Annotated in this window: 27 protein-coding genes and 1 tRNA gene; 17 read left to right on the top strand and 11 right to left on the bottom strand. The window is 69.8% G+C overall.

Annotated elements, in window-relative coordinates; translation table 11 throughout:
* The first annotated feature begins 23 nt into the window (after window positions 1-23).
* The 11 genes from BUB76_RS02225 (at window position 24) to BUB76_RS02175 (ending at window position 11145) form a co-directional block, all read left to right on the top strand.
* A complete protein-coding gene (locus BUB76_RS02225; protein ID WP_073126187.1) occupies window positions 24-1016 on the top strand; it encodes a Bug family tripartite tricarboxylate transporter substrate binding protein in 993 nt (330 codons plus the stop codon).
* Window positions 1017-1079: 63 nt separating this feature from the next.
* Window positions 1080-1583 (top strand): tripartite tricarboxylate transporter TctB family protein, encoded by a 504-nt coding sequence (locus BUB76_RS02220; protein ID WP_073126185.1) that lies wholly within the window; start codon window positions 1080-1082, stop codon window positions 1581-1583.
* Between the two features lies 1 nt (window position 1584).
* On the top strand, window positions 1585-3126 hold the full coding sequence (locus BUB76_RS02215; RefSeq protein WP_073126182.1) for a tripartite tricarboxylate transporter permease: 1542 nt from the start codon (window positions 1585-1587) through the stop codon (window positions 3124-3126).
* Window positions 3127-3369: 243 nt separating this feature from the next.
* Window positions 3370-3705 carry an NADH-quinone oxidoreductase subunit A gene (locus BUB76_RS02210; protein ID WP_236737838.1) on the top strand — a complete coding sequence of 112 codons (336 nt, stop codon included), beginning with the start codon at window positions 3370-3372 and terminating at the stop codon, window positions 3703-3705.
* Complete coding sequence (locus BUB76_RS02205; RefSeq protein ID WP_073126180.1) at window positions 3702-4604, top strand: condensation domain-containing protein; 903 nt, start codon at window positions 3702-3704, stop codon at window positions 4602-4604. Before BUB76_RS02210 ends, BUB76_RS02205 begins: the two co-directional genes overlap by 4 nt.
* Complete coding sequence (locus BUB76_RS02200) at window positions 4601-5464, top strand: complex I subunit 1 family protein (RefSeq protein WP_073126178.1); 864 nt, start codon at window positions 4601-4603, stop codon at window positions 5462-5464. The genes BUB76_RS02205 and BUB76_RS02200 overlap by 4 nt, the downstream gene beginning before the upstream one ends.
* Before the next feature lie 11 nt (window positions 5465-5475).
* Window positions 5476-6072, top strand: coding sequence for an NADH-quinone oxidoreductase subunit J family protein (locus tag BUB76_RS02195; RefSeq protein ID WP_236737837.1), 597 nt, complete (start codon window positions 5476-5478; stop codon window positions 6070-6072).
* On the top strand, window positions 6069-6374 hold the full coding sequence (gene nuoK, locus BUB76_RS02190; protein ID WP_073126174.1) for an NADH-quinone oxidoreductase subunit NuoK: 306 nt from the start codon (window positions 6069-6071) through the stop codon (window positions 6372-6374). The genes BUB76_RS02195 and nuoK overlap by 4 nt, the downstream gene beginning before the upstream one ends.
* On the top strand, window positions 6371-8275 hold the full coding sequence (locus BUB76_RS02185) for an NADH-quinone oxidoreductase subunit 5 family protein (protein ID WP_073126173.1): 1905 nt from the start codon (window positions 6371-6373) through the stop codon (window positions 8273-8275). Before nuoK ends, BUB76_RS02185 begins: the two co-directional genes overlap by 4 nt.
* 4 nt (window positions 8276-8279) lie before the next feature.
* Complete coding sequence (locus BUB76_RS02180; protein WP_073126170.1) at window positions 8280-9752, top strand: complex I subunit 4 family protein; 1473 nt, start codon at window positions 8280-8282, stop codon at window positions 9750-9752.
* A gap of 1 nt (window position 9753) precedes the next feature.
* Window positions 9754-11145 (top strand): NADH-quinone oxidoreductase subunit N, encoded by a 1392-nt coding sequence (locus BUB76_RS02175; RefSeq protein WP_073126169.1) that lies wholly within the window; start codon window positions 9754-9756, stop codon window positions 11143-11145.
* A gap of 49 nt (window positions 11146-11194) precedes the next feature.
* Here the strand turns inward: BUB76_RS02175 and BUB76_RS02170 are convergent, their stop codons facing one another.
* The 10 genes from BUB76_RS02170 to BUB76_RS02135 all read right to left on the bottom strand — a co-directional run bounded on the left by BUB76_RS02170 (window position 11195) and on the right by BUB76_RS02135 (window position 17080).
* On the bottom strand, window positions 11195-11473 hold the full coding sequence (locus BUB76_RS02170) for a copper-binding protein (protein ID WP_073126167.1): 279 nt from the start codon (window positions 11471-11473) through the stop codon (window positions 11195-11197).
* A 16-nt stretch (window positions 11474-11489) separates the two neighbouring features.
* A complete protein-coding gene (locus BUB76_RS02165; protein WP_084140507.1) occupies window positions 11490-11912 on the bottom strand; it encodes a cupredoxin domain-containing protein in 423 nt (140 codons plus the stop codon).
* Between the two features lie 88 nt (window positions 11913-12000).
* On the bottom strand, window positions 12001-13371 hold the full coding sequence (locus tag BUB76_RS02160) for a multicopper oxidase family protein (RefSeq protein WP_073126163.1): 1371 nt from the start codon (window positions 13369-13371) through the stop codon (window positions 12001-12003).
* Window positions 13368-13697 carry a hypothetical protein gene (locus BUB76_RS17555; RefSeq protein ID WP_139250753.1) on the bottom strand — a complete coding sequence of 110 codons (330 nt, stop codon included), beginning with the start codon at window positions 13695-13697 and terminating at the stop codon, window positions 13368-13370. Before BUB76_RS17555 ends, BUB76_RS02160 begins: the two co-directional genes overlap by 4 nt.
* Window positions 13698-13714: 17 nt before the next feature.
* Entirely contained in the window at window positions 13715-14488 is a 774-nt protein-coding gene (locus BUB76_RS17550; RefSeq protein ID WP_139250752.1) for a TolC family protein, read from the bottom strand.
* 140 nt (window positions 14489-14628) lie between these two features.
* A complete protein-coding gene (locus BUB76_RS17545) occupies window positions 14629-14955 on the bottom strand; it encodes a hypothetical protein (protein ID WP_139250751.1) in 327 nt (108 codons plus the stop codon).
* A 53-nt stretch (window positions 14956-15008) separates the two neighbouring features.
* Window positions 15009-15386, bottom strand: a complete 378-nt coding sequence (locus BUB76_RS02150; RefSeq protein WP_073126162.1) for a hypothetical protein — start codon at window positions 15384-15386, stop codon at window positions 15009-15011.
* A 130-nt stretch (window positions 15387-15516) separates the two neighbouring features.
* The gene (locus BUB76_RS02145) at window positions 15517-16218 is read right to left on the bottom strand and encodes a TVP38/TMEM64 family protein (RefSeq protein ID WP_073126160.1); all 702 of its coding nucleotides are present in this window, start codon (window positions 16216-16218) and stop codon (window positions 15517-15519) included.
* On the bottom strand, window positions 16215-16649 hold the full coding sequence (locus BUB76_RS02140) for an ion channel (RefSeq protein WP_073126158.1): 435 nt from the start codon (window positions 16647-16649) through the stop codon (window positions 16215-16217). Before BUB76_RS02140 ends, BUB76_RS02145 begins: the two co-directional genes overlap by 4 nt.
* Before the next feature lie 173 nt (window positions 16650-16822).
* Window positions 16823-17080 (bottom strand): EF-hand domain-containing protein, encoded by a 258-nt coding sequence (locus BUB76_RS02135; protein WP_073126156.1) that lies wholly within the window; start codon window positions 17078-17080, stop codon window positions 16823-16825.
* A 152-nt stretch (window positions 17081-17232) separates the two neighbouring features.
* Here BUB76_RS02135 and BUB76_RS02130 point away from each other — a divergent pair, with 152 nt between their 5' ends.
* From BUB76_RS02130 to BUB76_RS02110, 5 genes are read left to right on the top strand one after another with little or no spacing between them, the layout of a single operon-like run.
* A complete protein-coding gene (locus BUB76_RS02130; RefSeq protein WP_073126154.1) occupies window positions 17233-17691 on the top strand; it encodes a c-type cytochrome in 459 nt (152 codons plus the stop codon).
* A gap of 26 nt (window positions 17692-17717) precedes the next feature.
* The gene (locus BUB76_RS02125) at window positions 17718-18032 is read left to right on the top strand and encodes a hypothetical protein (RefSeq protein ID WP_139250750.1); all 315 of its coding nucleotides are present in this window, start codon (window positions 17718-17720) and stop codon (window positions 18030-18032) included.
* A 43-nt stretch (window positions 18033-18075) separates the two neighbouring features.
* Window positions 18076-18690, top strand: coding sequence for a c-type cytochrome (locus BUB76_RS02120; protein WP_073126151.1), 615 nt, complete (start codon window positions 18076-18078; stop codon window positions 18688-18690).
* 2 nt (window positions 18691-18692) lie between these two features.
* Window positions 18693-19646: a c-type cytochrome gene (locus BUB76_RS02115; protein ID WP_073126149.1), complete on the top strand. Its 954-nt coding sequence runs from the start codon at window positions 18693-18695 to the stop codon at window positions 19644-19646.
* Window positions 19647-19702: 56 nt separating this feature from the next.
* Window positions 19703-21103 carry a multicopper oxidase family protein gene (locus BUB76_RS02110; RefSeq protein ID WP_073126148.1) on the top strand — a complete coding sequence of 467 codons (1401 nt, stop codon included), beginning with the start codon at window positions 19703-19705 and terminating at the stop codon, window positions 21101-21103.
* A gap of 249 nt (window positions 21104-21352) precedes the next feature.
* Here the strand turns inward: BUB76_RS02110 and BUB76_RS02105 are convergent.
* Window positions 21353-21442: transfer RNA gene (locus BUB76_RS02105), tRNA-Ser, on the bottom strand.
* 151 nt (window positions 21443-21593) lie between these two features.
* Here BUB76_RS02105 and BUB76_RS02100 point away from each other — a divergent pair.
* Window positions 21594-22421, top strand: coding sequence for a DUF2059 domain-containing protein (locus BUB76_RS02100; RefSeq protein WP_236737836.1), 828 nt, complete (start codon window positions 21594-21596; stop codon window positions 22419-22421).
* Window positions 22422-22454: the final 33 nt, after the last annotated feature.

Here is a 22454-nt window from a genome sequence, read left to right as displayed (position 1 = left end):
GACGTACCATTGGGAGGACATCCATGTCTTTTGAATCGATCCGCCGCGGCATCGCGGCGGCCACCGTTGTCGTCGCGGCCCCCTTCGCCGCTGTCGCGCAGGACTTCACCCCCGACAACCCCGAGTGCATCGCGCCGGCCAACCCCGGCGGCGGCTGGGACTTCACCTGCCGCCAGGTCGGCAAGTCGCTGCAGGACGCGGGCCTGATCCCGTCGACCATGCAGGTCGTGAACCTGTCGGGCGGCGGCGGTGGCGTGGCCTTCGCCGAGGTCGTCAACAAGCGGAGCGACGACAATGACCTGATCGTCGCCGCCTCGTCGGCCACCGCGACCCGCCTGGCCCAGGGCGCCTATCCGGGCAACTCCATGGACCAGGTCCGCTGGCTGGGCTCGATCGGCGCCGACTACGGCGTGATCGCCGTGGCCGCCGACAGCGAGATCGACACGCTGCCCGAGCTGCTGGAGCAGGTGCAGGAAAACCCGTCCGAGGTGAACTTCGGCGGCGGCTCGGCCGTGGGCGGCTGGGACCACCTGAAGGTCCTGATCGCCGCGCAGGATGCCGGCGTCGAGGACGTGCGCGACGTGAAATACATCGCCTTCGCGGGCGGCGGCGAGGCGGTCACGCAGCTGCTGGCCGGATCGCTCCAGGCGTTCACGGGCGACCTGTCCGAGGCCCAGGGCTTCGTCGAGTCGGGCGACATCAAGGTGTTGGCCGTTCTGGCCCCCGAGCGCCTGTCGGGCGAGGTCTCGGAGATGCCGACCGCGCGCGAGCAGGGCATCGACGCCATCGGCGCCAACTGGCGTGGCTTCTACGCCCCGGGCGACATGTCGGACGCGGCCTATGACTACTGGGTCGGCCAGCTCGACACGCTGTACGACAGCGACGAATGGAAGGCGGTCATGGAGGCCAATGGCCTCGCGCCGCTGGACCTGCACGGCGCGGAATTCGAAAGCTTCGTGGCCGAAAGCGTCTCGAACATCGAGAACCTGAGCCGCGAAATCGGCATCCTTCAGTAAGCCACATCACGACCCCGGCGGCCGCTGTCGCCGGGGTCCTTTCACTTTCCTCGGGAGGGGACCATGAGCGACCGCATCTTCGGCGGCATCGGCCTTGTCTTGGCGATCATCTACGCCTGGGCCGCCGCGGGCATACAGGAAAGCTTCCTGACCGACGAGGTCGGGCCGAAGGTCTTTCCGTGGATCATCGCCGTGATCCTTGGCCTGTCGTCCGTCTGGTTCCTGCTGAAGCCGGACCCCGATCCCGAATGGCCCAGCTGGGGGCGCATCGCCGAGATCGGGCTGGCCGCGCTGGTGCTGGCGATCTACGCCGAGGCGCTGCCGGTCTTCGGCTTCCTGCTGCCCACCGCGCTGGCATCGGGCTACCTGACCTGGCGGCTGGGGTCGCGCCCGCTGGAAAGCGTCGTGATCGGCGTCCTGACCGCCCTGGGCATCTACCTGATCTTCCGCTCGCTTCTCGGGCTGAGCCTGCCCCGCGAAGGCCTGGAGCTGGCCATCGACGCGTTCTTCTCGACCATCGGCGACCTGTTCGGAAACGAGCCCGCAACCGCACCGCAGGGAGACTGACATGGAATTGCTCGGCAATCTTGGCGACGGCTTCCTGATCGCGCTGACGTGGGAAAACCTGTTCCTGGCGCTCATGGGATGCTTCCTGGGCACGATCATGGGCGCGCTGCCCGGGCTCGGGCCCTCGAACGGCGTGGCGATCCTGATCCCGCTGGCCTTCACCCTTGGTCTCGGCGCGACGCCGTCGCTGATCCTGCTGACCTCGGTCTATTACGGGGCGATGTACGGGGGGCGGATCTCGTCCATCCTGCTGAATATCCCGGGCGACGAGCCGGCGATGATGACATGCCTCGACGGCTATCCCATGGCGCAGGCCGGCCGCGCGGGCGAGGCGCTGGCGCTGTCGGGCATCGCGTCCTTCGTCGGTGCCTTCTTCGCCACCTGGGGGCTTGTGCTGCTGGCGCCGCAGCTGGTGAAGGTGGCGCTGCTGTTCGGACCGGCCGAATATTTCGCGCTGTTCACGCTGGCCTTCGCCACGCTGGGCGGCATCGCGGCGACGAACCAGGCCAAGTCCGCCTTCGCCGCCGCGCTTGGCCTCGGCCTCGCCATGATCGGCGTCGACACCCAGACCGGCGTGCCGCGGCTGACCTTCGGCGAGGTGCATCTCTATGACGGGATCGACTTCCTGATCGCGATCGTCGGCCTTTTCGCGCTGTCCGAGGTCTTCGTCTTCCTCGAGCATCGCGGCACGGACCGCGACATCTCGACCAAGCCGCCGACCGCCGTGGGCCGCATCGTGCCGTCCTGGTCGCTGATCCGGTTCTGCATCCCGACCATGGGCCGCACGACCGTGCTGGGCTTCATCGCGGGCGTGCTGCCGGGGGCAGGGGCGTCGCTGGGGTCCTTCATCTCGTACTCGATGGAGAAGCGGCTGGTGGACAAGGACAAGACCTTCGGCACCGGAGATCCGCGCGGCGTCGCGGCGCCCGAGGCCGGCAACAACGCCGCCGCCGGGGGCGCGCTGGTCCCGATGCTGGCGCTCGGCGTGCCGGGCTCGGGCACGACCGCGGTGCTGCTGGCCGTGCTGCTGGCGCTAAACATCACGCCGGGGCCGCTTCTGTTCACGCAGAACCCGGACGTGGTCTGGGGCCTGATCGCCGCGCTGTTCATCGGCAACGTGATGCTGCTGGCGATGAACATCCCCATGGTAAGCCTGTTCACCCGGGTCCTGCTGGTGCCGCCGCGGATCCTGATGCCGGTGGTCGCGATGATCTCGTTCGTGGGCATCTACGGCATCTCGGGCTCGCCCTTCGAGCTTCTGATGATGGTGGGCTTCGGCCTGCTGGGCTGGGTGCTGCGCAAGCTCGACGTGCCGCTGGTGCCGGTGATCCTGGGCACGCTCCTGGGCAACGAGATGGAGGTGAACTTCCGCCGCGCGGTCGAGATCTCGAACGGTGACTACTCGGTCCTCGTGGGCTCGCCGCTGGCCATCGGGCTCTGGACCGTCGCCATCGTGGGCTTCGTCCTGCCGATCGTCGTCGGCGGCCGGATCAAGCGCCGCATGCCCATGGCCCGCGACGAGGAAAGCGCGATCTCGGACTGAGCCACGACGCGTCGAAGGAAAGGGTTCAAGCGGCCGTCCGGTGTCACGGGCGGCCGCTTTTGCCGTTTTCGGGGAGCGGGGCAGGGACGCAGGAAGTCGTCCGGTTGGTGTCCCCGTTTCCCAAGCTGAAATGCCGGATCTTGGAACCGGCCCGCGGCCGGACGCCTTTTTTCCATGTAATTCACTAACAAAGCCCATGATCGGAACAGGGGGCCGGATGACCAGACGCGGAGATCGCAGATCGTGGTGACACTCGCCGTCATCCTCGGCTGGACGGGCCTTGCGGTCGTCTTCGCCGTCGCGCTTGCGCCGTCCGCGAAGGCGTCGGCCCCGCAGGCGATGCCGTTCCTCGGCGGCGGGTCGGTCGAGACCCATGCCTGGCAACGCTTCCACTTTCGCCCCTACACCATGTCGCTGCTGTTCATCGCCTTCGAGATGGAGATGATGTTCATGTATCCGTGGGCGGTCGTCTTCGTGTCCGAGGGCATCAAGGCGCTGGCCGAGATGGGGATGTTCCTGGCGATCCTGTCGGTCGGCATCCTTTATGGCTGGCGCGAGGGGATCTTCCGGTGGCAATGATCCGCGATACCCTGGCTGCGCGCGCGCCCGCCGCGGTCTTCGCCGCCATCGGGCCGGGACGGCAGGCCGACGCCGAGCGGCTGTTCGCCCGGCGCGACATGCGCCGTGCCTCGACCCCGCGCGACGCGTCTGTCCTGCTTGTCGCCGGCGATATTCCCGCTGAAGCGTCCGAGGCGCTGGCCCGCGTCCACGACCAGATCCCGCCACCGCGTGCGACCGTGCAGTGGCAGGGCGAGGACCCGGACCGGATCGCCGCGCGCGTGGCGGAGGCCCTGAAGGACCTTCGCGGGACAGGGACAGGCGAGGCGGATCGCCTGCCGGACGAACCGCCGAACGAATGGAAGGGGATCGGGCCGCACGGACAGGGCGGCAAGGGCATGATGGGTGGCACGCCCTACGGCCGCCCCATGGCGATGACCGGCCCCGACATCCGCGACGGCTTGCAGCTGGACCGCTACACCGCCCGGATCGGTCCCTTCGCGCCGATGCTGCCGCCCGGCCTGACGCTGGAGGTGACGCTCCAGGGCGACGTGATATGCGACGTGAGCATCGACAGCCCGCCCTTCGCGCAGCCCGCCGATGCCGATGCGCCCGACCTGTGCCTGGCGCGGGTCCTGCGCCTGCTGGGCCTGGACCGCGCGGCCGACCGCGTGCTGGGGGGCAAGCGGCCGGGCGCGCTGTGGGTGCGGGGCGCCATCCCGCGCGGGCTGGGCCGGATCGACGGCACGGATATCCGGGGCAGGGTGGCCGCGTGGCGAAAGGGCGAGGCGGCACCGCTCGGCCCCTTCGATCTGCCACAGCTTCTGACGGGCGCCGAGTGGAGCGAGGCCATGCTGATCCTCGCGTCCCTGCCGCCCTCGGCCCTTATCCGCGCCGCGCGGGCAACGGAGGCGGCATGACGGTTCTGCTTCTTGTCCTGGCCGTGTGCGCCACGCTTCTTGCCGGCGTCGTGCTGGCCGCCGTTCTGGACCGGGCGCTGCCCGAGCTGGCCGGCACGATGACCCGCCAGCGGATCGAGACCGAGGCGCCGGACCGGATGAACCGCGACCTGGCGCCGGCCTTCTACCTTGCGCTCGCGGCGGAGGGCCTTTCGGTGGTGCCCTTCGCGCCGGGACTGGCGCTGATCGACAGCCCGGTGGGCGTGGTCATCTGGGGCGCGTGCGAGGCGCTGACGATCATCGTCGTCTTCCTGCACGGCTGGTCGCCGAACGCGCCGTTCCCGCTGATCGGGGCCTATCGCTATGCCGCCATCGGGCTGCCGGTGATGCTGCCCTCGATGTTCGTGCTGATCGCGGCGGCCCTGCCCGCCGAAAGCCTGTCGCTGGTGGCCATCGTGGACAGCCAGCGCGAGATCTGGAACGTCCTGCGCCAGCCGCTGGGCCTGCCGCTGTTCCTGGTGGTCGCGCTGGCGCTCACGTTGCGGGGGCCCATGGATTACGCCGATGCGGCCGACATCGCGGGCGGCACATCGGCCGAGGACAGCGGCGCGGGCCGGACGCTGTGGCAGGTCGCGCGGCTGGCCATGCTGGTGTCGGTCTCGGCCGTGGCGGCGACGGTGTTCCTGGGTGGCCCGCTGGGGCCGGTCCTGCCGGGGCCGGTGTGGTTGTGGCTGAAGACGGCCGTGCTGATGGCGGTGCTGATCTGGCTTGGCAACCGCGTCGCGCGCACCACGCCCAGCCGGATGCTGACGATCCTCTGGGTCGTGCTGCTGCCGCTGTCCTTCGCCGACCTGATCATTTCGGGGGTGCTGGCGCTGTGACCGATCTGTGGGTGGCCCTTCTTGCACTCTTCGCCGTCTGGACCGGCTGGCGCGTGTTCCGCGTGGACAGCATGGTGCGCGCGTCGTTTTCGCTGATGCTGTCCTTCATCGCGGTGGGGGCCATCGGAGTGCTTCTGTCCGCGCCCTATATCGGCGTCGCGACGGTGTTCATGATGGCGGTCGAGATGATGGTGATGGCCATCTTCATGGTCATGTTCATGATGAACCCGGCGGGGCTGAACCCGATGGTCATGGTGCACCAGCACCGCCTGTCCATCGGCGCGGGCGTCGTGGCCGCCCTGTCTCTTGGGGCCGCCGTGCTGTTCTCGCGCCCGCCCGACGACGCGGTGCGCGCCGAGGCCGACGTGGTGGCCGAGCTGGGCCACGAGCTGCTGGGCCCCTCGATGCTGATCTTCGAGACGGCGGGCGTCACGCTGCTGGCCACCATGGTCGGCGCGGTGATCCTGTCGTCGCGGCAGGGCCGGTTCGGCGCGGCGGACGAGGGATCGCGCCCACCGGGCCTGAGCGACGGCGGCGCGCCCGCGGGTCGACAGCCCGAGGGCGGCGGCGGACATCATCACCACCATCACCACGGGGGCCATGGATGACCCTGACCATCGTTCTTCTGGGCGCCGCGGCGCTGATCGGCATCGGGCTTTACGGCGCGCTGAGCCAGCAAAGCTTCGTCATGCTGATGATGGGGCTGGAGCTGATGCTGAACGGCGCGCTGCTGGCCGTCATCGGCTTCTGGTCGCTGTCGCTGGGCGGCATGCCCGAGGGGCAGCTTCTGGCAATCATCGTCATGGCCGTGATGGCGGTCGAGATGGCCATCGGTTTCGCGCTGGTAGTGGCCATCTACCGCAAGCGGCAGGCCGACATGACCGAAAGCATCGGGACGCTGAAAGGGTGATCTGGTCGCTGGCATATCTTCCGGCGCTGGCCGGGCAGGCGATCTGGGCCCTGGGTGGCCCGCGCGGACGGGTCGCGACCCTGGCGCTTGGCGCGGCGGCGGTGACGCTGGCGCTGGCGGTCGCGGTGGGCGGCAGAACGGGCGCGTTCGCGTGGTCGGATGCGATCGCGTTGCAGGCCGCGCTGCCCCCGCTGGCGCAGGCGGTCGCGATCCTCGTCCCGGCGGTCCTGGGGCCGATCATCCTGTTCGCCGCGTCGCACGAGGACGCGGCCGGGCTGCCGCGTCTCCTGGGCCTGATGCTGGTCTTCACCGGCGGGATGGAGCTGATCGTCATCGCCGCCGACCTGGTCACGCTGCTGATCGGGTGGGAGATCGTCGGCGCCTGTTCCTGGGCGCTGATCGGACACAAGTGGCGGCAGCAGGCGCCGGGACTCTCGGCGAATTTTGCCTTCGTGATGACCCGCGCGGGCGACTTGGGCCTGTTCCTGGCCGTGATGGCGACCTTCGCGGGGGCCGGGCGTGTCGGCTACGACGCGCTTGGCGCGCTGGACGGGTGGGCGCAGGCGCTCGCCGCGTTCGGGTTGCTTCTGGCGGCGGCGTCGAAGGCGGGGCAGGTGCCCTTCGCGCCGTGGCTGTTCCGCGCCATGGACGGGCCGACGCCCGTTTCGGCGCTGCTGCACTCGGCCACCATGGTGGCGGCGGGGGTCTATATCCTGGCCCGACTGCATCCGCAGCTGTCGGGCGCGCCGGGCTTCGCCGCCACCGCCATGGTCGTGGGGCTTGGCACCGCGATCCTCGGCGGCGCGGTCGCGCTGCGGCAGGGCCACGCGAAGAAGCTGCTGGCCGGATCGACCTCGGCGCAGATGGGGCTGATGATCGCCACCGTCGGCGCGGGCTATCCGGTGGTCGCCGTCCTGCACCTGATCGTCCACGCCACGACCAAGGCCGCGCTGTTCTGCGCCGCGGGGCTGGCGCAGGGGGTCACGGGCAGCTTCGATCTGAAGGACATGCGCCTTGGCCGCCGGGTACCGGTGGCGGCCGCGCTGGCGGGCGTGGCGGCGCTGTCGCTGGCCGCCGTGCCGTCGCTGGCGGGCGGGTGGAGCAAGGAGGAGATGGTCAAGGCCGTCGAGCATGCCGGTCCCTTCTGGACGGCGGCGATGGTGATCGCGGGCGGGCTGGGCGCGGCCTACGCGACCCGGTTCTGGGTGGCGGCGTTCGGCCCCGGTGACGACGACGCGCCCGCGGTGCCGCGGGGAGAGATCGGCGCGCTGTCCGCGCTGGCACTCGCCACGCTGGCGCTGTCGGCGCTGTGGCTTCCGGCGGTGCACGACCCGGTCGCAAGCTGGTTCGGCATCGCGCTGCCCGAAGGCTCGATTCTGGGGCAGGTCGCGTCGCTGACCGCCGTGGCCATTGGCGTGCTGGCCGGGCTGCGGCTGGCGCGCACGGGCCTCGAAGCCCAGTCGCGAGACTGGCTGGGTCTGCCGGAGCTTTACCAGCGCGGCGTCATCGAGCCGTTCCACGCGCTGGCCAACACCTTTGCGCGGGTCGACGACGCGATCGTCGACCTGATCCCGCGCGGCGTGGCCGGGATCGGCTTCGCCGCCGCGGGCCGGCTGTCGCGCGCCGATGACGACGCCATCGACGGGCTGGCGCCCGTGGCCGCGCGCCGGGTCGGACGGGGCGCGGTCGCCCTGGCGGTCCGGTCCACCGAGGCGCTGGCGTCTCTGGGCGCCGGGATCGGCGAGCGGCTGAGCGACCTTATCCCCACCGCCAGCGGGCGGCTGACCGGCATGGCCGGGGCCGACCTGCGCGGCCTGCAAACGGGCCTTGCCCACCATTATTACACCATCCTTACGGTCGGCATCGCGCTGGCCGTGGGCCTCATGAACTTCGGAGGCTGATCCCGTGCTGACACTTGCCGTTCTCATCCCGCTTCTTGCCGCCGCCGTGCTGGCGCTGGCGCCCGTCGGCGCGGGCGCCGCCCGCTGGACGGCCACGGGCGCGCCCGCGCTGTCGCTGCTGGCGCTGATCGCCGTCTGGGCCGGCGGGGGCGAGGGGTTCCGAGCCGTGTCCGAGGTGCCGTGGATCCCGACGCTGGGCATTGCCTGGCGCGTGGGCGTGGACGGCATGTCGCTGGCGCTGGCGCTGATGAGCGCGCTGATCTTCGTGGCGGCCTCGGCCTGGCCGATGGAGCTGCATCACCCGCGCAGCTACTACGCGTGGATGGCGTTCCTCGCCGGGGTCTCGATCGGGCTGTTCGTGACGCTGGACCTGATCATCTTCTACGTGTTCTTCGACCTGAGCCTCGTGGGGATGTATTTCCTGATCGGGCGCTGGGGCCACGGCGAGGCGCAGCACGCGGCGCTGAAATTCTTCGTCTACACGCTGGCCGGGTCGCTTCTGATCCTGATCGGAATCATCGTGCTGGCGCTGAACATGCCGGAGATGACCTTCGACATGCGCGCCATCATCGACAGCCCGCCGCTGGCCGCCGCGGGCATGGTCCCGGGCCTGATCTTCCTGGCCTTTGTCGTCGGGTTCGGGATCAAGACGCCGGTCTTTCCGGTCCATACCTGGCTGCCGCCCGCCCACGTGAACGCGCCGGGGCCGGCCTCGGCGATTCTGGCGGGGGTGCTTCTGAAGATGGGGACCTACGGGCTGATCCGGATCCCGATGCAGATGATGCCCGAGACCTTCGCGCGATGGGCGCTGCCGCTGGCCGTGGTGGGCGTCATCTCGATCCTGTGGGGCAGCATCGTCGCCTTCGCGCAGGACAACCTGAAGCGGCGCATCGCCTACACCTCGGTCAACCACATGGGCTATACCGTGCTGGGCATCGCGGTGGCGGGATCGGCGCTGGGGTCCGAGGCCGCGCGGCAGATGGCGCTGACCGGCGCGGTGGTCGAGATGATCGCCCATGGCCTGATCACCGGCGCGCTGTTCCTGGTCGCGGGTGCGGTCTGGCAGCGGGCGGGCGACTATCACCTGCCCAATTTCGGCGGGCTGGCGGGGCCCGCGCCGCGCCTGACGGGGGCCGCGACGCTGGCGGCCTTCGCGTCGCTGGGGCTGCCAGGCCTGGCCGGGTTCGTGGCCGAGCTGCATATCTTCCTCGGCACATTCGCCGTCTATCCGTGGCTTGGGGCGATCGGCCTTCTGGGCATCCTGATCACCGCCGCGCTCTTTCTGCGGATGATCCGGCAGATGTTCTTCGGCGACATGCCGAAGGAGCGGGCGGGCTTCACCGACCTGACCGGGACCGAGACGGCGCTTCTGGCGGGGCTTCTGGCGCTGGTGGTGCTGATCGGCATCTGGCCCGCCTGGCTTCTTGAGCTGATCGACGCGGCGGCGCTGATCCCCGCGCTTGGCCCGGGGGGCTGACATGCCCATCGGCGATCTCGCCCCGGAACTGACGGTCCTGCTGACGGCGGTGGCCGTGTTGCTGCTGGCGATGGTGCTGCCGCAGCGGCGCCATGGCTGGTGCGCCGGGCTGGCCGTGCTGGGCCTTGGCCTGTCCATGGCGCTTGCGCTGGGGCAGGCGGGGGCCGAGCGGCTGACCTTCTCGGGCACCTATGCCCTGGACCCGGGGACGACATGGGCGCGGCTGGCGATCCCGGGTCTTGCGATCCTGTGCGCGGGGCTGGCGCCGCGCTGGCTGGCCACCGACCGGCGGCACGGGGAATTCTACGCCATGCTGCTGTTCTCGACCCTGGGCGCGCTGGCCATGGCGGGCGCGGCCGACCTGATGCAGCTGGTCATGGGCGTGCTGCTGTCGTCGGTCACGGGATACGTGCTGGCCGCCTACCACCGCGACTGGGAGATCTCGCTGGAAGCGGGGATGAAATACTTCCTCGTGGGCGCGCTGGCGAACGCGTTCCTGGTCATCGGCGTCGTCTTCGTCATGGGGATCGCCGGGAGCACCGATTACGCGACGCTGTCGGGACAGATCTTCGAGGATCCGCTGGCGCTGATCGGTCTGACGCTGGTGCTGACGGGGCTGTTCTTCAAGCTCGGCGCCGTGCCGGTGCACACCTGGGTCCCCGACGTGGCCGAGGGCGCGCCGGTCCCGGCGGCGGCGTTCCTGACGGTGGTCCCGAAACTGGCCGGGGCGGTCGCGCTTTTCCGGCTGGTGCACCTGGCGCCGGGGCTTGCGGCGCTGCCGCTGCTGATTGCGCTGGTCGCGGCGGCGACCATGACGGTGGGCAATCTCACCGCGATCTGGCAGGACGACCTGCGCCGGCTGATCGGCTGGTCCTCGGTCAGCCAGACCGGCTATGCGCTGATGGCCGTCGCGGTGGTCGGCGTGGCGCCCATGGCGCTTCCCGCGCTGCTGGGCTTCATGACGGTCTATGGCCTGGCCAACGTCGTGGCCTTCGCCGTGGTGGCCGAGCTGCGCGGGCGCACGCGGATCGCCGATTACCGCGGGCTGTTGCGGGCGCGTCCCGGTGCCGTGGTGGCGCTGACGCTGGCCTTCCTTTCGCTGGTGGGCATCCCGCCGCTGGCCGGGTTCCTGGGCAAGTTCGCGCTGTTTTCCGCAACGCTCGGCACCGGGTTCGGCTGGCTGGCGGTCGTCGCGGTCGCCAACACGGTCGTGTCGCTGTTCTATTACCTGCGGGTCATCGCGCCCGCGGTCTTCGCGGCGCCCGAGGGCCCGGTCGAGACGCTGGGCGGCTTGGCGCGGGCGGTGCTGTGGATCTCGGTCGCGATCCTGGTCGGCGCGACGGTCCTGTGGGCGCCGTTCTGGGCATCGCTGGGGCAGGGGCTGCTGCCCTGAGCCAGCGCGCGCGACCGGCCCGGCGTTGGGGCCGGGCCGGTCGGGCGGGTTACCTGGCCATCTCGACCACGGTGAGCTTGCCGTTCACCCGGTCTGCCGCGAAGGAAATCCGGTCACCTTCCGCAAGGTCGTCGATGGCGACGCTCTCCGAGACCTCGAAGACCATCCTCATGGCGGGCATGTCGAGATTGGCCAGCGGGCCGTGGTCGATGGTCAGCTTGTTCCACTGCGGGTCGATCTTGGTGATCGTGCCGTCGGCGAAATGCCCGTCGGCGAGGGCGGGGGCGGCGGCCAGGGCCAGCGCGGCGGCGAAGACGAAGTGTTTCATGCGAGATGTCCTTGGTTCAGTTGACGATGAGGGGGCCGTGCATGCCGGCCTCGTAGTGGCCCGGGATGAGGCAGGCGAACTGGAAGGTGCCCGCCTCGGCGAAGGTCCACAGGATCTCGCCGCTTTCACCCGGTTCGAGATGCACGGCGTTGGGGTCGTCGTGCTCCATCTCGGGGAAGCGCTCCATCAGGGCCTTGTGCTCTTCGACGTTGGGCAGGGTATCCATGACGAATTCGTGGGGAAGCGCGCCGGTATTCGTGATCGCCAGCCGCACGGTTTCGCCTTCCGAGACGTCCAGCACTGCGGGCTCGAAAATCATCCGGCCGTCCTCGGTCTCGGCCATTCGGATCTCGATGGTGCGCGTGGGCTCGCTCTCGGCGGGGCTGCCGATGGCCATGGCCGCGTGGCCATGTCCGCCGGCATGGGTGCCCGCGGCCATCAGGCCGGTGGGCAATGCCGAGGCGACCAGCGCCAGGGCAAGGAAAGGTCCGTTTATTCAGGTGTCCTTCGTGTCAAAGAGGATCTTCTCATCCGTTGCCATGTCCGCCGTCCCCGCCATGGGCCGGCGGCGTGACGATGGTTTCGGGGGAGCTCTGGCGGGCGTGGTCCGGCAGTCCGCCGGTCCATTTCCAGGCTTCGGTGCCGGGCGGGTTCTGATACCAGCCGGGATCGGTGTCGTCGCCGGGCGCAATGCCGTCGCGCACCTTCACGACCGAGAACATGCCGCCCATCTCGAGCGGGCCGTGCGGGCCCCAGCCGGTCATCATCGGGATCGTGTTGTCGGGGATCTCCATCGACATCTCGGCCATGTCGGCCCTGCCCGCCGTGCCCATGGGCATGTAGCCTGGGGTCTGGCGGCGGATCATCCGCGTCAGCCGCGACTTGTCGGCCCCGATGAAGGTCGGCAGGTCGTGGCCCATGGCGTTCATCGTGTGGTGCGACCTGTGGCAGTGGATCGCCCAGTCGCCCTCGTGCACGGCGTCGAATTCGTAGGCACGCATGGCGCCCACGGGAATGTCGATGCTGACCTCGGGCCAGCGCGCCGTTTCCGGCACCCAGCCGCCATCGGTGCAGGTGACCTCGAAATCGTAGCCGTGCATGTGGATCGGGTGGTTGGTCATCGTCAGGTTGCCGCAGCGCACGCGCACCTGGTCGCCCCTGGCCACCACCAGCGGGTCGATGTCCGGAAAGATCCGGCTGTTCCAGGTCCACATGTTGAAGTTCGTCATCTCGGCCACGCGCGGGATGTAGGTGCCCGGGTCGATGTCGTAGGCCGCCAGCAGGAAGGCGAAGTCACGGTCGACCGGCATGAAGTCCGGGTCGCGCGGATGCACGATGAACAGGCCCATCATCCCCATGGCCATCTGCACCATCTCGTCGGCGTGGGGGTGATACATGAAGGTGCCGGATTTCGTCAGGTCGAACTCGTAGACGAAGGTCTTGCCCGGCGGGATGGCGGGGTGAGACAGCCCGCCCACCCCGTCCATGCCCGATGGCAGGATCAGCCCGTGCCAGTGCACCGACGTGTGTTCGGGCAGGCGGTTGGTGACGTAGATGCGCACCCTTTCGCCCTCGACCGCTTCGATCGTCGGGCCGGTGGACTGGCCGTTATAGCCCCACAGCCGCGCGATCATGCCGCTGGCCATGACCCGTTCCACCGGCTCGGCCACGAGGTGGAATTCCTTCACGTTGCCGTTCACCCGCCAGGGCAGCGACCAGCCGTTCAGCCTGACCACGGGGTTGTAGTCGGGGCCCTGTCCCGGGCGCGGCGGCACCTGCGTCGCCGCGTCGTTCACCACGGCCAGTTCCGGCAGGTCGCGGAACCGGGTCTGGGCGGTGGCGGCCGAGGCCAGGACGGCGCCGGCCCCGGCGGTGAGCATCTGTCTGCGGTTGATCATTCGGTGTCTCCTTCCGCGGCGCCGCCCCAGATCGCCGCCGAAACGGCAACCTCGGCGCGCCAGTAATCCGCCTTGGCTTCGGCCGCGCCCAGCTCGGCCTCGAGGGCTTCGCGCGCGTCCGCGATGAGCTCGAAGGTCGAGGTGAGCATGCCGTTGTAGCTTTTGAGCGCCTCCTCATCGATGGTGCGGCGCAGCGGCAGCACCTGGTCGCGCCAGTGCCGCGCGATGTCGTAGCGGCCTTCCACGGCGGCATGGGCCGCGCGCGCCTCGGCCCGCGCGTGGATCGCCGTCTGCGCCAGCGCGTTGGCGGCGTGAAGATAGGCCATCTGTCCCCGCCGGCCCTTCAACGCGGCGGTGTCATAAAGCGGGATCTCGAACCCGATCTCGAGCACCGGGGTGGTCTCGGTCTCGCGGCCAGCGCGATGTCCGAGATCATGCGCGTCTGTCCGTCGAGCCGGTATTCCCGGGCCACGCGGTCCAGCGCGAGGCGACCGGCCGCGATGTCCACGCGGTGCTCCAGCGCCATGCGTTCCACGTTGGCGCGGCCCGGACGGCGGCCGGGCGGGGCGGGCAGCCGGTCGGGCACGTAGAAGGTGACTTCGGGACCGCTGAGCCCCATGAGCCGCGCCAGCTTTTCCTTGGCCAGCCGCGCCTCGAGCCGCGCCCCGGCGCGTTCCGCGCCCAGCGCGGCGGTGAAGGCGTATTCGCGCGCCTGGTCCGATACGCTCAGGGCGCCGGTGCGGCCCAGCTCGGCCGCCAGTTCCGACGCGGCGTCGGCCGTGCCCTGCGCGCGCCCGACGAGGGCGGCGGCCTCGAAGGCCGCGACCGCGTCGATCCAGGCCAGCCGCGTCTCCCACGCGAGCGCAAGCGTCGCCGCCAGGACCTCGAGCTTGGCGATCTGGAAATCGATCATCGCCAGCGCGCCGCGTTGCTTGCGCGTGGCGAGATCCAGGAGCGAGCCGACGTTGACGGCCTCGAAGGTGTCGGCGATGCCGACCTCGCCGATCCCGCTGATCCCGAGGCCGAGCGCCGGGTTGGGGCCAAGCCCGGTTTCCCAGACATCGGCGGCGGCGAAGCCGAGATCGGCGAAGGCCGCCTGCAAGCCGCGGTTGTTCATCAGCGCGACCTGCACGGCGGTATCGGGCCCGATGGTCTTGCCCGCGACCAGCGCCTTGGCCCGTGCCTCGTTCGCGGCCAGCTCGGCGCTGTTCTGCGTCCAGGTGGGGCTGGCGCCCGTCGCCTCGCGCGATTTCGAACTCAGAAGCGCAAAGCCCGGCCGCGGGTCCGAGCCGGCGCCGACCAGCGCGGTGTCCGCGCAGGCGGCGAGCAGGGCGGGCAGGGCGAGCGCGGTGGCGGAAAGCAGCCTCGTGATCCGCCCCCCGGGGCCTGGCGGTCGTTCAGCCGCCGCCAGTCGCCGGGCGCCTCGACCCGCCGTGGCTGGTAGGACAGGACCGGTTCGGTCTGGGCGGTTCCCGTGGCGCGCGTGTCGGCCGGTGCGATGAAGGCCGCGCTTTGCGGAAGGTCCGGCAGCGGCGCGCAGCCGGCCAGAAGAAGCGGCACGGTGGCCGCGAGTCGGAAAGTCATGAATTGCCTCTGGGTCTGAGTAACGTTCGCGCCGGGGGGCCGGCTGGACGCACTCAGCCCTTCGGAGGCCTTCTCAGACCGATCGGGTCGGTAAGGTTCGCGCCTGCGGCGACCATGGGATCATGCTTGGCCACGGTCAGCCGCGACGCGGCGGTGTCGATGGACGGCAGGATCTCAGTGGCGAACCCGCAGGTCCCGATGCAGCACATGCCCGAGACGGTCTGCTGCGTGTCGGCGTCCGGCAGCGCGGTGTCGGCGCCGTGCATCCCCGCGTGATGGGCCGTATGCGCCGCGTCCGCCAGGGTATCGACGGCCACGGTTGGCGCCATGCAGTCAACCGCGCTTGCCCGCGCCAGCACGGGCTCGATGCCCAGGACCAGCAAGGCCAGGACAAAGGTCAATCGGGTCAGGAAGGCGCGAACCAAGGTCATATCGGCCGCCGGATTGCCGCGTTCCGGGCATCTGGCGAGATGTTTTCGTGAGGGCGGGCGAAAGGCGCCGTCACTTGCGCGTGATGCCGCCGGTGCCCGGCCTGCCTTTTCTTCCGGCGATGGGCCGCGCTCATTCGGGATCTTCCGGCCCGACCCCTTCCCGCCGATCCGTCCTGCGGCGCAGGGCGAGGACGACCAGCGGCAGGGCGGTCAGCAGGCCGAGCCCGATGGCGAGCCATTCGGCCGCCCCGGCATCCCCGTCCATGGCGACGCTTCCGAAATGCGCCAGCACGAAGCTTGCCGGCAGGATACCGGCCAGCGTGGCCAGCGCGAACCGCCAGAAATGCAGGCGGCTGAGCCCGGCCGCGTAGCTCATGGCGTCGAAGGACACGAAGGGCAGCAGGCGGCTGGCGAAGACCGTCAGCGTCAGCGCGTTCTGCGAGCCCAGCAGACCGTAATCGGCCTTGTCGCCCAGGATGCGCTCGACCGTCCGGCGCCCCACGAACCGGGCGATCAGGAAGGCCGTGATGGCCCCGATCTCGGCGCCGATGGCGACATAGACCGCGCCCGCGTAATGGCCGTAGGCAGCGCCCGCCGCCAGGGCGATCGGCGCGCTGGGGATCGGGCTGGCCACCACCGCGGCCGTCATCAGGCCGATCACCGCGACCGGCCCCCAGGGCCCGGCCGCGTCCACCCAGCGGGTGATGGTGGTCCTGTCGATGCCGGTGGGCAGCCAATCCATCAGCCATGCCAGCAGCAGCCCGGCGAGCAGCAGGGCGCCCACGCCCGCGGCGAAGCGGCGCGCCGTCAGCCCTGCGGCGGCCTGCGTCATTCCTGCTCGGCCTCGCGCCAGCTTTGGCGGCAGACGCTGAACAGGTAGGTGGCCGACCATGTCAGCAGCATGAGACCCCCGAGCGACTGAAGCATGGTGACGATCCGGATGTCGCCCGTCAGGTTGATGCGGGCAAGCCCCAGCGTGGTGAAGTTCACGCCGGTCAGGTAGATCACGTCGGCCCAGTCGAGCGGACCGGACGTGGTGCCCCCCAGGGCCTCCCAGCGCAGGAGCCACCGGTTCACCAGCGCGAAGACCAGGATCTCGGCCAGGTGAAGCAGCAGAAGGCCAAGGAAGGTGACGTGCACCGCGCGCGACGAGCCGGCTTGCGGGTTCGGCGCCAGCCGCCCCAGCGTGGTCAGCGCGTGGTGGTGCACATGCCCCATGGCCGCGACAAGGCAGGTTCCGATGAGCAGCGCGGCGAGGGTCATGCCCGGGCCCTTTCCGCCCGATCCAGCGGGCCACGATCGGTCTTTCCGTGCGCCCGAGGGGATGTCGGCGTGTCTGAGCCGGGATGAGAATGCTGGCGCATCTGGGATGTCCCCCTGTTTCGATCTGGCCCGGCCGCGCGGGCCGGTCCACCCTGCAACGCGCCGTCGCCGGATCAGTTCTGATCGGGCGTGCCTCCGATCGGGCTGCCGCCCCGCATGCCTCCCAGCATCCAGCCCGCGCGCCCGGCGAAGCTGTCCACCTCGTCCGGGGTCACCGAGCCGTCGGCGTCTGCGTCGAGATGCTGGAACCGGTCGACCATGCGCTCGCGCATCATCGTGGCGTGCCATTGCGCGAATTCATCCAGGCTCAGCGCGCCGTCGTCGTTCACGTCGAATTCGCCGAGCCGTTCCCGCAGACTTTCGGCGCTCATGCCCGCGACGCCGGTTTGACATCCCTATTTTGGAATATGATATGATGCCGCAACGGTCAAATGGGCCTGCGGAGGGATGACAAATGATGTGGGGTAGCGGGTGCCCGTTGCGGCATCCGCCGATGATCCCGCGATGAGACGAAGGACGACGCATGGACAAGTTGACCATTGTGGTGGCGGGCGTGCTGATCGCCGGGATCGGTGCCGTCGGCTGGCAGATGTTCGCCGCCGGGCCGCAGGGGGCGGGCCATTCGATGGCCCCGCCTGATACGGCCGCCCTGGCCGAGGGCGCGCCGATCGTCGAGGTGCGCCTGCCCGAGGCGCTGTCGGGCAACGCCGCGCTGGGGAAATCCATCTTCGAGGCCAAGTGCGCCGCGTGCCACGGCCAGAACGCTGCGGGACAGAACGGTGTCGCCCCGCCGCTGGTCCACCAGATCTACGAGCCCGGCCACCATTCCGACATGGCCTTCGTGATCGCGGCCCGGAATGGGGTGCGGGCGCATCACTGGCGCTTCGGCAACATGCCGCCCGTTGACGGGGTCACGCAGGGTGACGTCAAGATGGTGACAGCTTACGTTCGGGAACTGCAACGGGCCAACGGGATCGAGTGATGATAGCGCGGTATGCGGTAGTCCTGTTGAACGCGTTCGTTCTTGGCGCCTTGCTGCTGTTCGCGGCCGAGGCAAAGGCCGGGATCGGGCATGGTGACGACCGAACCGTCGTGGCCCACGTCGCGCCCTCGGCCGACGCCCATGCGGGCGACCATACCCACGACGACCGCATCGACCATTGCCACCCGGGCTTCGACTGCTTCAGCCCCGTGGTCGTCAGCCTGCGGGTCGATGTGCATCCGCCGGAAGCGGTGACCGCCGCCGATTACCTTTCCACCTGCCACGCCTATGACGGCATATCGCCCGGGCTGGACCTTCCGCCACCGCGCCTCCGGGCCTGATCTTGGACCACACCGAAATCAGACCTTGCGGAGACGAGAGACAATGAAGATCACCACCACCCTGGCAGCGATTGCCATGACCGGAACTGCCGTGGCCGCGCTGGCCCATAGCGGCGCGACCGGCATCGTGAAAGAGCGTATGGACGCGATGAAGGCCATGGGCGACGCCGTGAAATCCGTCGCGCCGATGATGCGCGGCGAGATGGACTACGACGCCGACGCCATGCGCGCGGCCGCCCGCACGTTCCAGGAACACGCGGGCGACGCCATGACCGAGCTGTTCCCCGAAGGCTCGGGCGGGATGCCGTCCGAGGCGAAGGACGCCGTCTGGGAGGACTGGGACGCGTTCGCGGAGCTTGCCGACCGGCTGGCCGTCTATGCCGAGGGGCTGGAAGGCGCCGCCGGAAACGGCATGGGGCAGGGCGGCCAGATGGATACCGGCGCGATGATGGGCGGCGACGCTGGGTCGATGATGGGCGGCGGGTCCATGATGGGCGACGCGTCGGGCATGATGGGCGGCAGCGCGATGATGGGCGAGGGCGGATCCGGGATGATGACCGCCGAGCACATCGCCGAAATGCCGACCGACGCGGCCTTCACCATGACCACCGAGGTCTGCTCGGCCTGCCATTCGCGGTTCCGGGCGGAAGACGGCTGAGCATGCGCAGGATCGTCTTGTGGACGGCGGGCGCGGCGGCATTCGCTGCCGCCGCGCTGAGCGCCGTGATCGCCTGGCCCGTGGGCAGCGCGCCCGGACCCATCGGGCTTCAGGGCAACGCCCAGCGGGGCGCCTACCTCGCGCGCGCGAGCGGGTGCATCGTATGCCATTCGAATTTCGACGAAGGCGGTGCCCCCCTTGCGGGCGGGGCGCCCCTGCAAACCGATTTCGGCACCTTCTATCCGCCGAACCTGACCACCGAGCCCGATCACGGGATCGGCGACTGGACGGCCGAATCCTTTGCCAAGGCCGTCCGGCAGGGCGTGGCCCCGGATGGCGACCCCTATTACCCGTCCTTCCCCTATCCGTTCTACGCCGAGTTCTCGGACCAGCAGATGGCCGACCTGTGGGCCGCGTTCCAGACCGTCGCTCCGGTGGCCGAGTCGGCGCCCGACCACGATGTCGGCTTCCCCTTCGATCAGCGCTGGGGGCTGAAGCTGTGGCGCGCGGCCTTCTTCTACGACCCGAAGACCGACCCGGTGCCGGGGCGCAGCGAGGCGTGGAACCGCGGGCGCGAACTGGTGCGCGGCGCCGCCCATTGCGGGGCCTGCCACACCCCGCGCAACCTGGCGGGGGGGCGTGACCTGGGGGCGGTCTTCGCGGGCAATCCCGCGCTTCCCGGCGAGGGCAAGGCGCCGTCGATCCGGCCCGGCGCGCTGGCCGAGGGCGGCTGGACGGTGTCGTCGCTGTCCTACGCGCTGAAATCCGGCCTCACGCCGTCGGGCGACGCCTTCGGCGGCAGCATGGCCGAGGTCGTGCGCGAGGGGACGCGGTTCCTGTCCGACGCCGACCGCGACGCCATGGCGACCTACCTGCTGGAAGGCGAGGACGGCGGGCGCGAGCGCCTGGCCCAACGCGGCCCGGTCGCCGCCAGCGCCACCGGCCAACCCGAATGATCAGACCGCGGGATGCACGCACACGAGGCGCCCCGCGTAGCAGATGGAGCGACAAGATGATGTTTGGCAGACGCGATGTCCTGCGCATGGCCACGGCCGCGGGACTTGGATCGGCCTTGCCGGGCGGCGGGCTTGCGGCCGCGACCGATGCGGGGATCGAGGAACTCCGGGCGCGGGTGACCCCGTTCCGGCTGTTGCCCGACGACTATCCGATGACCGAGATCTGGGGCTATGGCCCGACCGCGCCCGGCCCCGAGATCCGGGTGCGGCAGGGGGAACGGGTCGCCCGCCGTTTCGTCAACGACCTGCCGCAGGGCAGCTCGATCCACTGGCACGGCATCCGCATCGCCAACGGCATGGACGGTGTCTCGGGCCTGACGCAGGAGCCGGTCGCGCCGGGTATGCGCTTCGACTACGATTTCGAGGCGCCCGATGCGGGCACCTACTGGTATCACGCGCATAACCGGTCGTGGGAGCAGGTCGCCCGGGGCCTGCACGGCGCGTTGATCGTCGAGGAAGCCACCCCGCCCGACGTGGACCGCGAAGAGGTCATGGTGTTGGGCGACTGGCTGCTGAACCCGGAAACCGGGCAGATCGACGACAGTTTCGACCACCCGATGATGATGAGCCACGGCGGACGGATCGGGAACTATATCACCGTCAATGGCCGCTCGGACCTGACGCTGCCCGCGCGCCGGCACGAGCGGCTTCGCCTGCGGCTGATCAACGCCTCGAACGCGCGGATCTTCCCGCTGACCCTTCCGGGGCTGGCGGGCTGGGTCGTGGCGCTGGACGGCATGCCGCTGGACGCGCCCGAGCCGATCGGGGACGTGCTGGTCCTGGGGCCCGCGCAACGGGCCGACCTGATCGTCGATGTCGTTGCGGATGCGGGCGGGCAGGCGGGCCTGGCCCAGGTGGAGGAGGACGGTGACTACTTCCTGGCGGCGTTCGACGTCGCCGGCACGGCGGCGCAGACCCGGCGCGGCACGCCCGCGCCCCTGCCGCCCAACCCGAATACCGGCTTGCCCGACCTGTCCGCCGCGACCCCGCTGCGCCTCGTCATGGCGGGCGGTGCCATGGGCCGGATGCAATCGGCCGTTCTGAACGGCACGCGCATGGGCTTTCGCGAGCTGATCGCCGAGGGCCGGTTCTGGGCGCTCAACGACATGGCCGCCATGACCGATACCCCGCTGGCCGAGCTGGGCCTGGGCGAGCCGGTGCGCCTGGAGATCGTGAACGAGACGGTGTTCCCGCACGCGATGCACCTGCACGGCATGCATTTCCGCGAAGTCACCGCCGACGGCGCGCTGGGGCCGTTGCGCGATACCCTCCTGGTGGGCGGGCAGGAAACGCGCGAGATCGCGTTCACGGCCGACAATCCCGGCGACTGGCTGTTCCATTGCCACATGCTGAGCCACGCGGCGTCGGGCATGACGACCTGGCTGCGGGTCACGTGAGGAACGCGGTCTGCAAGGGCTTGGCGTGCTTGTCGCGGCGGTCGGGGCCTTGGTTCCTGCCGTCTCGATGAGCCTCGACGGGACACTGGCAGCTTGCCGACGATCTTCGAAAAGGCCACCGCGCTTGGGCCTCTCATCGGACTAGTTCGCACCGTGCCGAGCGCTATCGCTGCGGTGACCGCGCTTCGTCCGGAGACTTGGCAGCTTTTCGGCTCGTAGCCACGAAAAGCGACATTATCAGCGTGTAAATGGCGGAGAGACAGGGATTCGAACCCTGGGACCCCGTGAAGGGTCAACGGTTTTCGAGACCGCCCCGTTCGACCACTCCGGCACCTCTCCGCGGGGGTCTGCGCGGCGTTTAGGACGGCAGCGCACGGGGTGCAAGCGGTTTTCGCGGGGCGTTGCGAAATCGGTTTGACCTTGCGGGGCGGGGCGGGGCGCATATCTTCTTGAGAGCCCCGCCGTTCCTCTTCCTCGACTGGACCTTGCCATGACTCTCCGCCTCGCGCTGCCGCTGATGACACTATGTGCCGCCCCGATCCCGGCGCTCGCGCAGGACGAGGAAGGGGCACAGGCCCTGTTCGACGCCATGCGCCTGGGCGACATCATCGCGGTGATGCAGGACGAAGGCGTGGAATACGGCGCCGACCTGGAAGACGAGATGTTTCCCGGCCAGGGCGGTGCCGCGTGGCGCCGCGTGGTCGAAGGGATTTACGACACCGAGCGGATGGAGAGCCAGCTGGTCTCGGGGCTGGAGCGGGGCCTTTCGGATGCCGATACCGCGCGGCTGGTCACGTTCTTCACCTCGGACCTGGGGCGCACGATCACCGACCTGGAAGTCGCGGCACGCCAGGCGCTGCGGGACGAGACGGTCGAGGACGCGGCCGAGGAACGCGCGGCGCGGATGCGCGCCGAAGAGGCACCGCGCATCGCCATGATCGAGACGCTGATCGAGGCGAACGATCTGCTGGAGATGAACGTGGCGGGGGCGCTGAATTCGAACTTCGCCTTCTACCGCGGGCTGGATGACGGCGATGCCTTCCCCGAGGCCATGGGCGAGTCGCAGATGATCGCGGATGTCTGGGCGCAGGAGCCCGAGATCCGCGGCGATACCGAGCAGTGGCTCTATGGCTTTCTCACGCTGGCCTACGAGCCGCTGAGCGACGCGGATCTCGACGCCTACATCTCGCTTTCGGAAACCGACACCGGCCAGGCGCTGAATTCGGCGCTGTTCGGGGCGTTCGACCGGGTCTTCGTCGACATCTCGACCGACCTGGGCCGCGCGGCCGCGCAATTCATGCAGGCGCAGGATATTTGAGCGCCGCGGCGCTTGACACACGGGCCGATCCCT

It is taken from the genome of Palleronia salina, from assembly GCF_900141995.1.
Classification (GTDB): Bacteria; Pseudomonadota; Alphaproteobacteria; order Rhodobacterales; family Rhodobacteraceae; genus Palleronia; species Palleronia salina.
The sequence above is the reverse complement of the archived record's forward strand: the minus strand, read 5'-3'. Positions and strand labels throughout refer to the sequence as shown.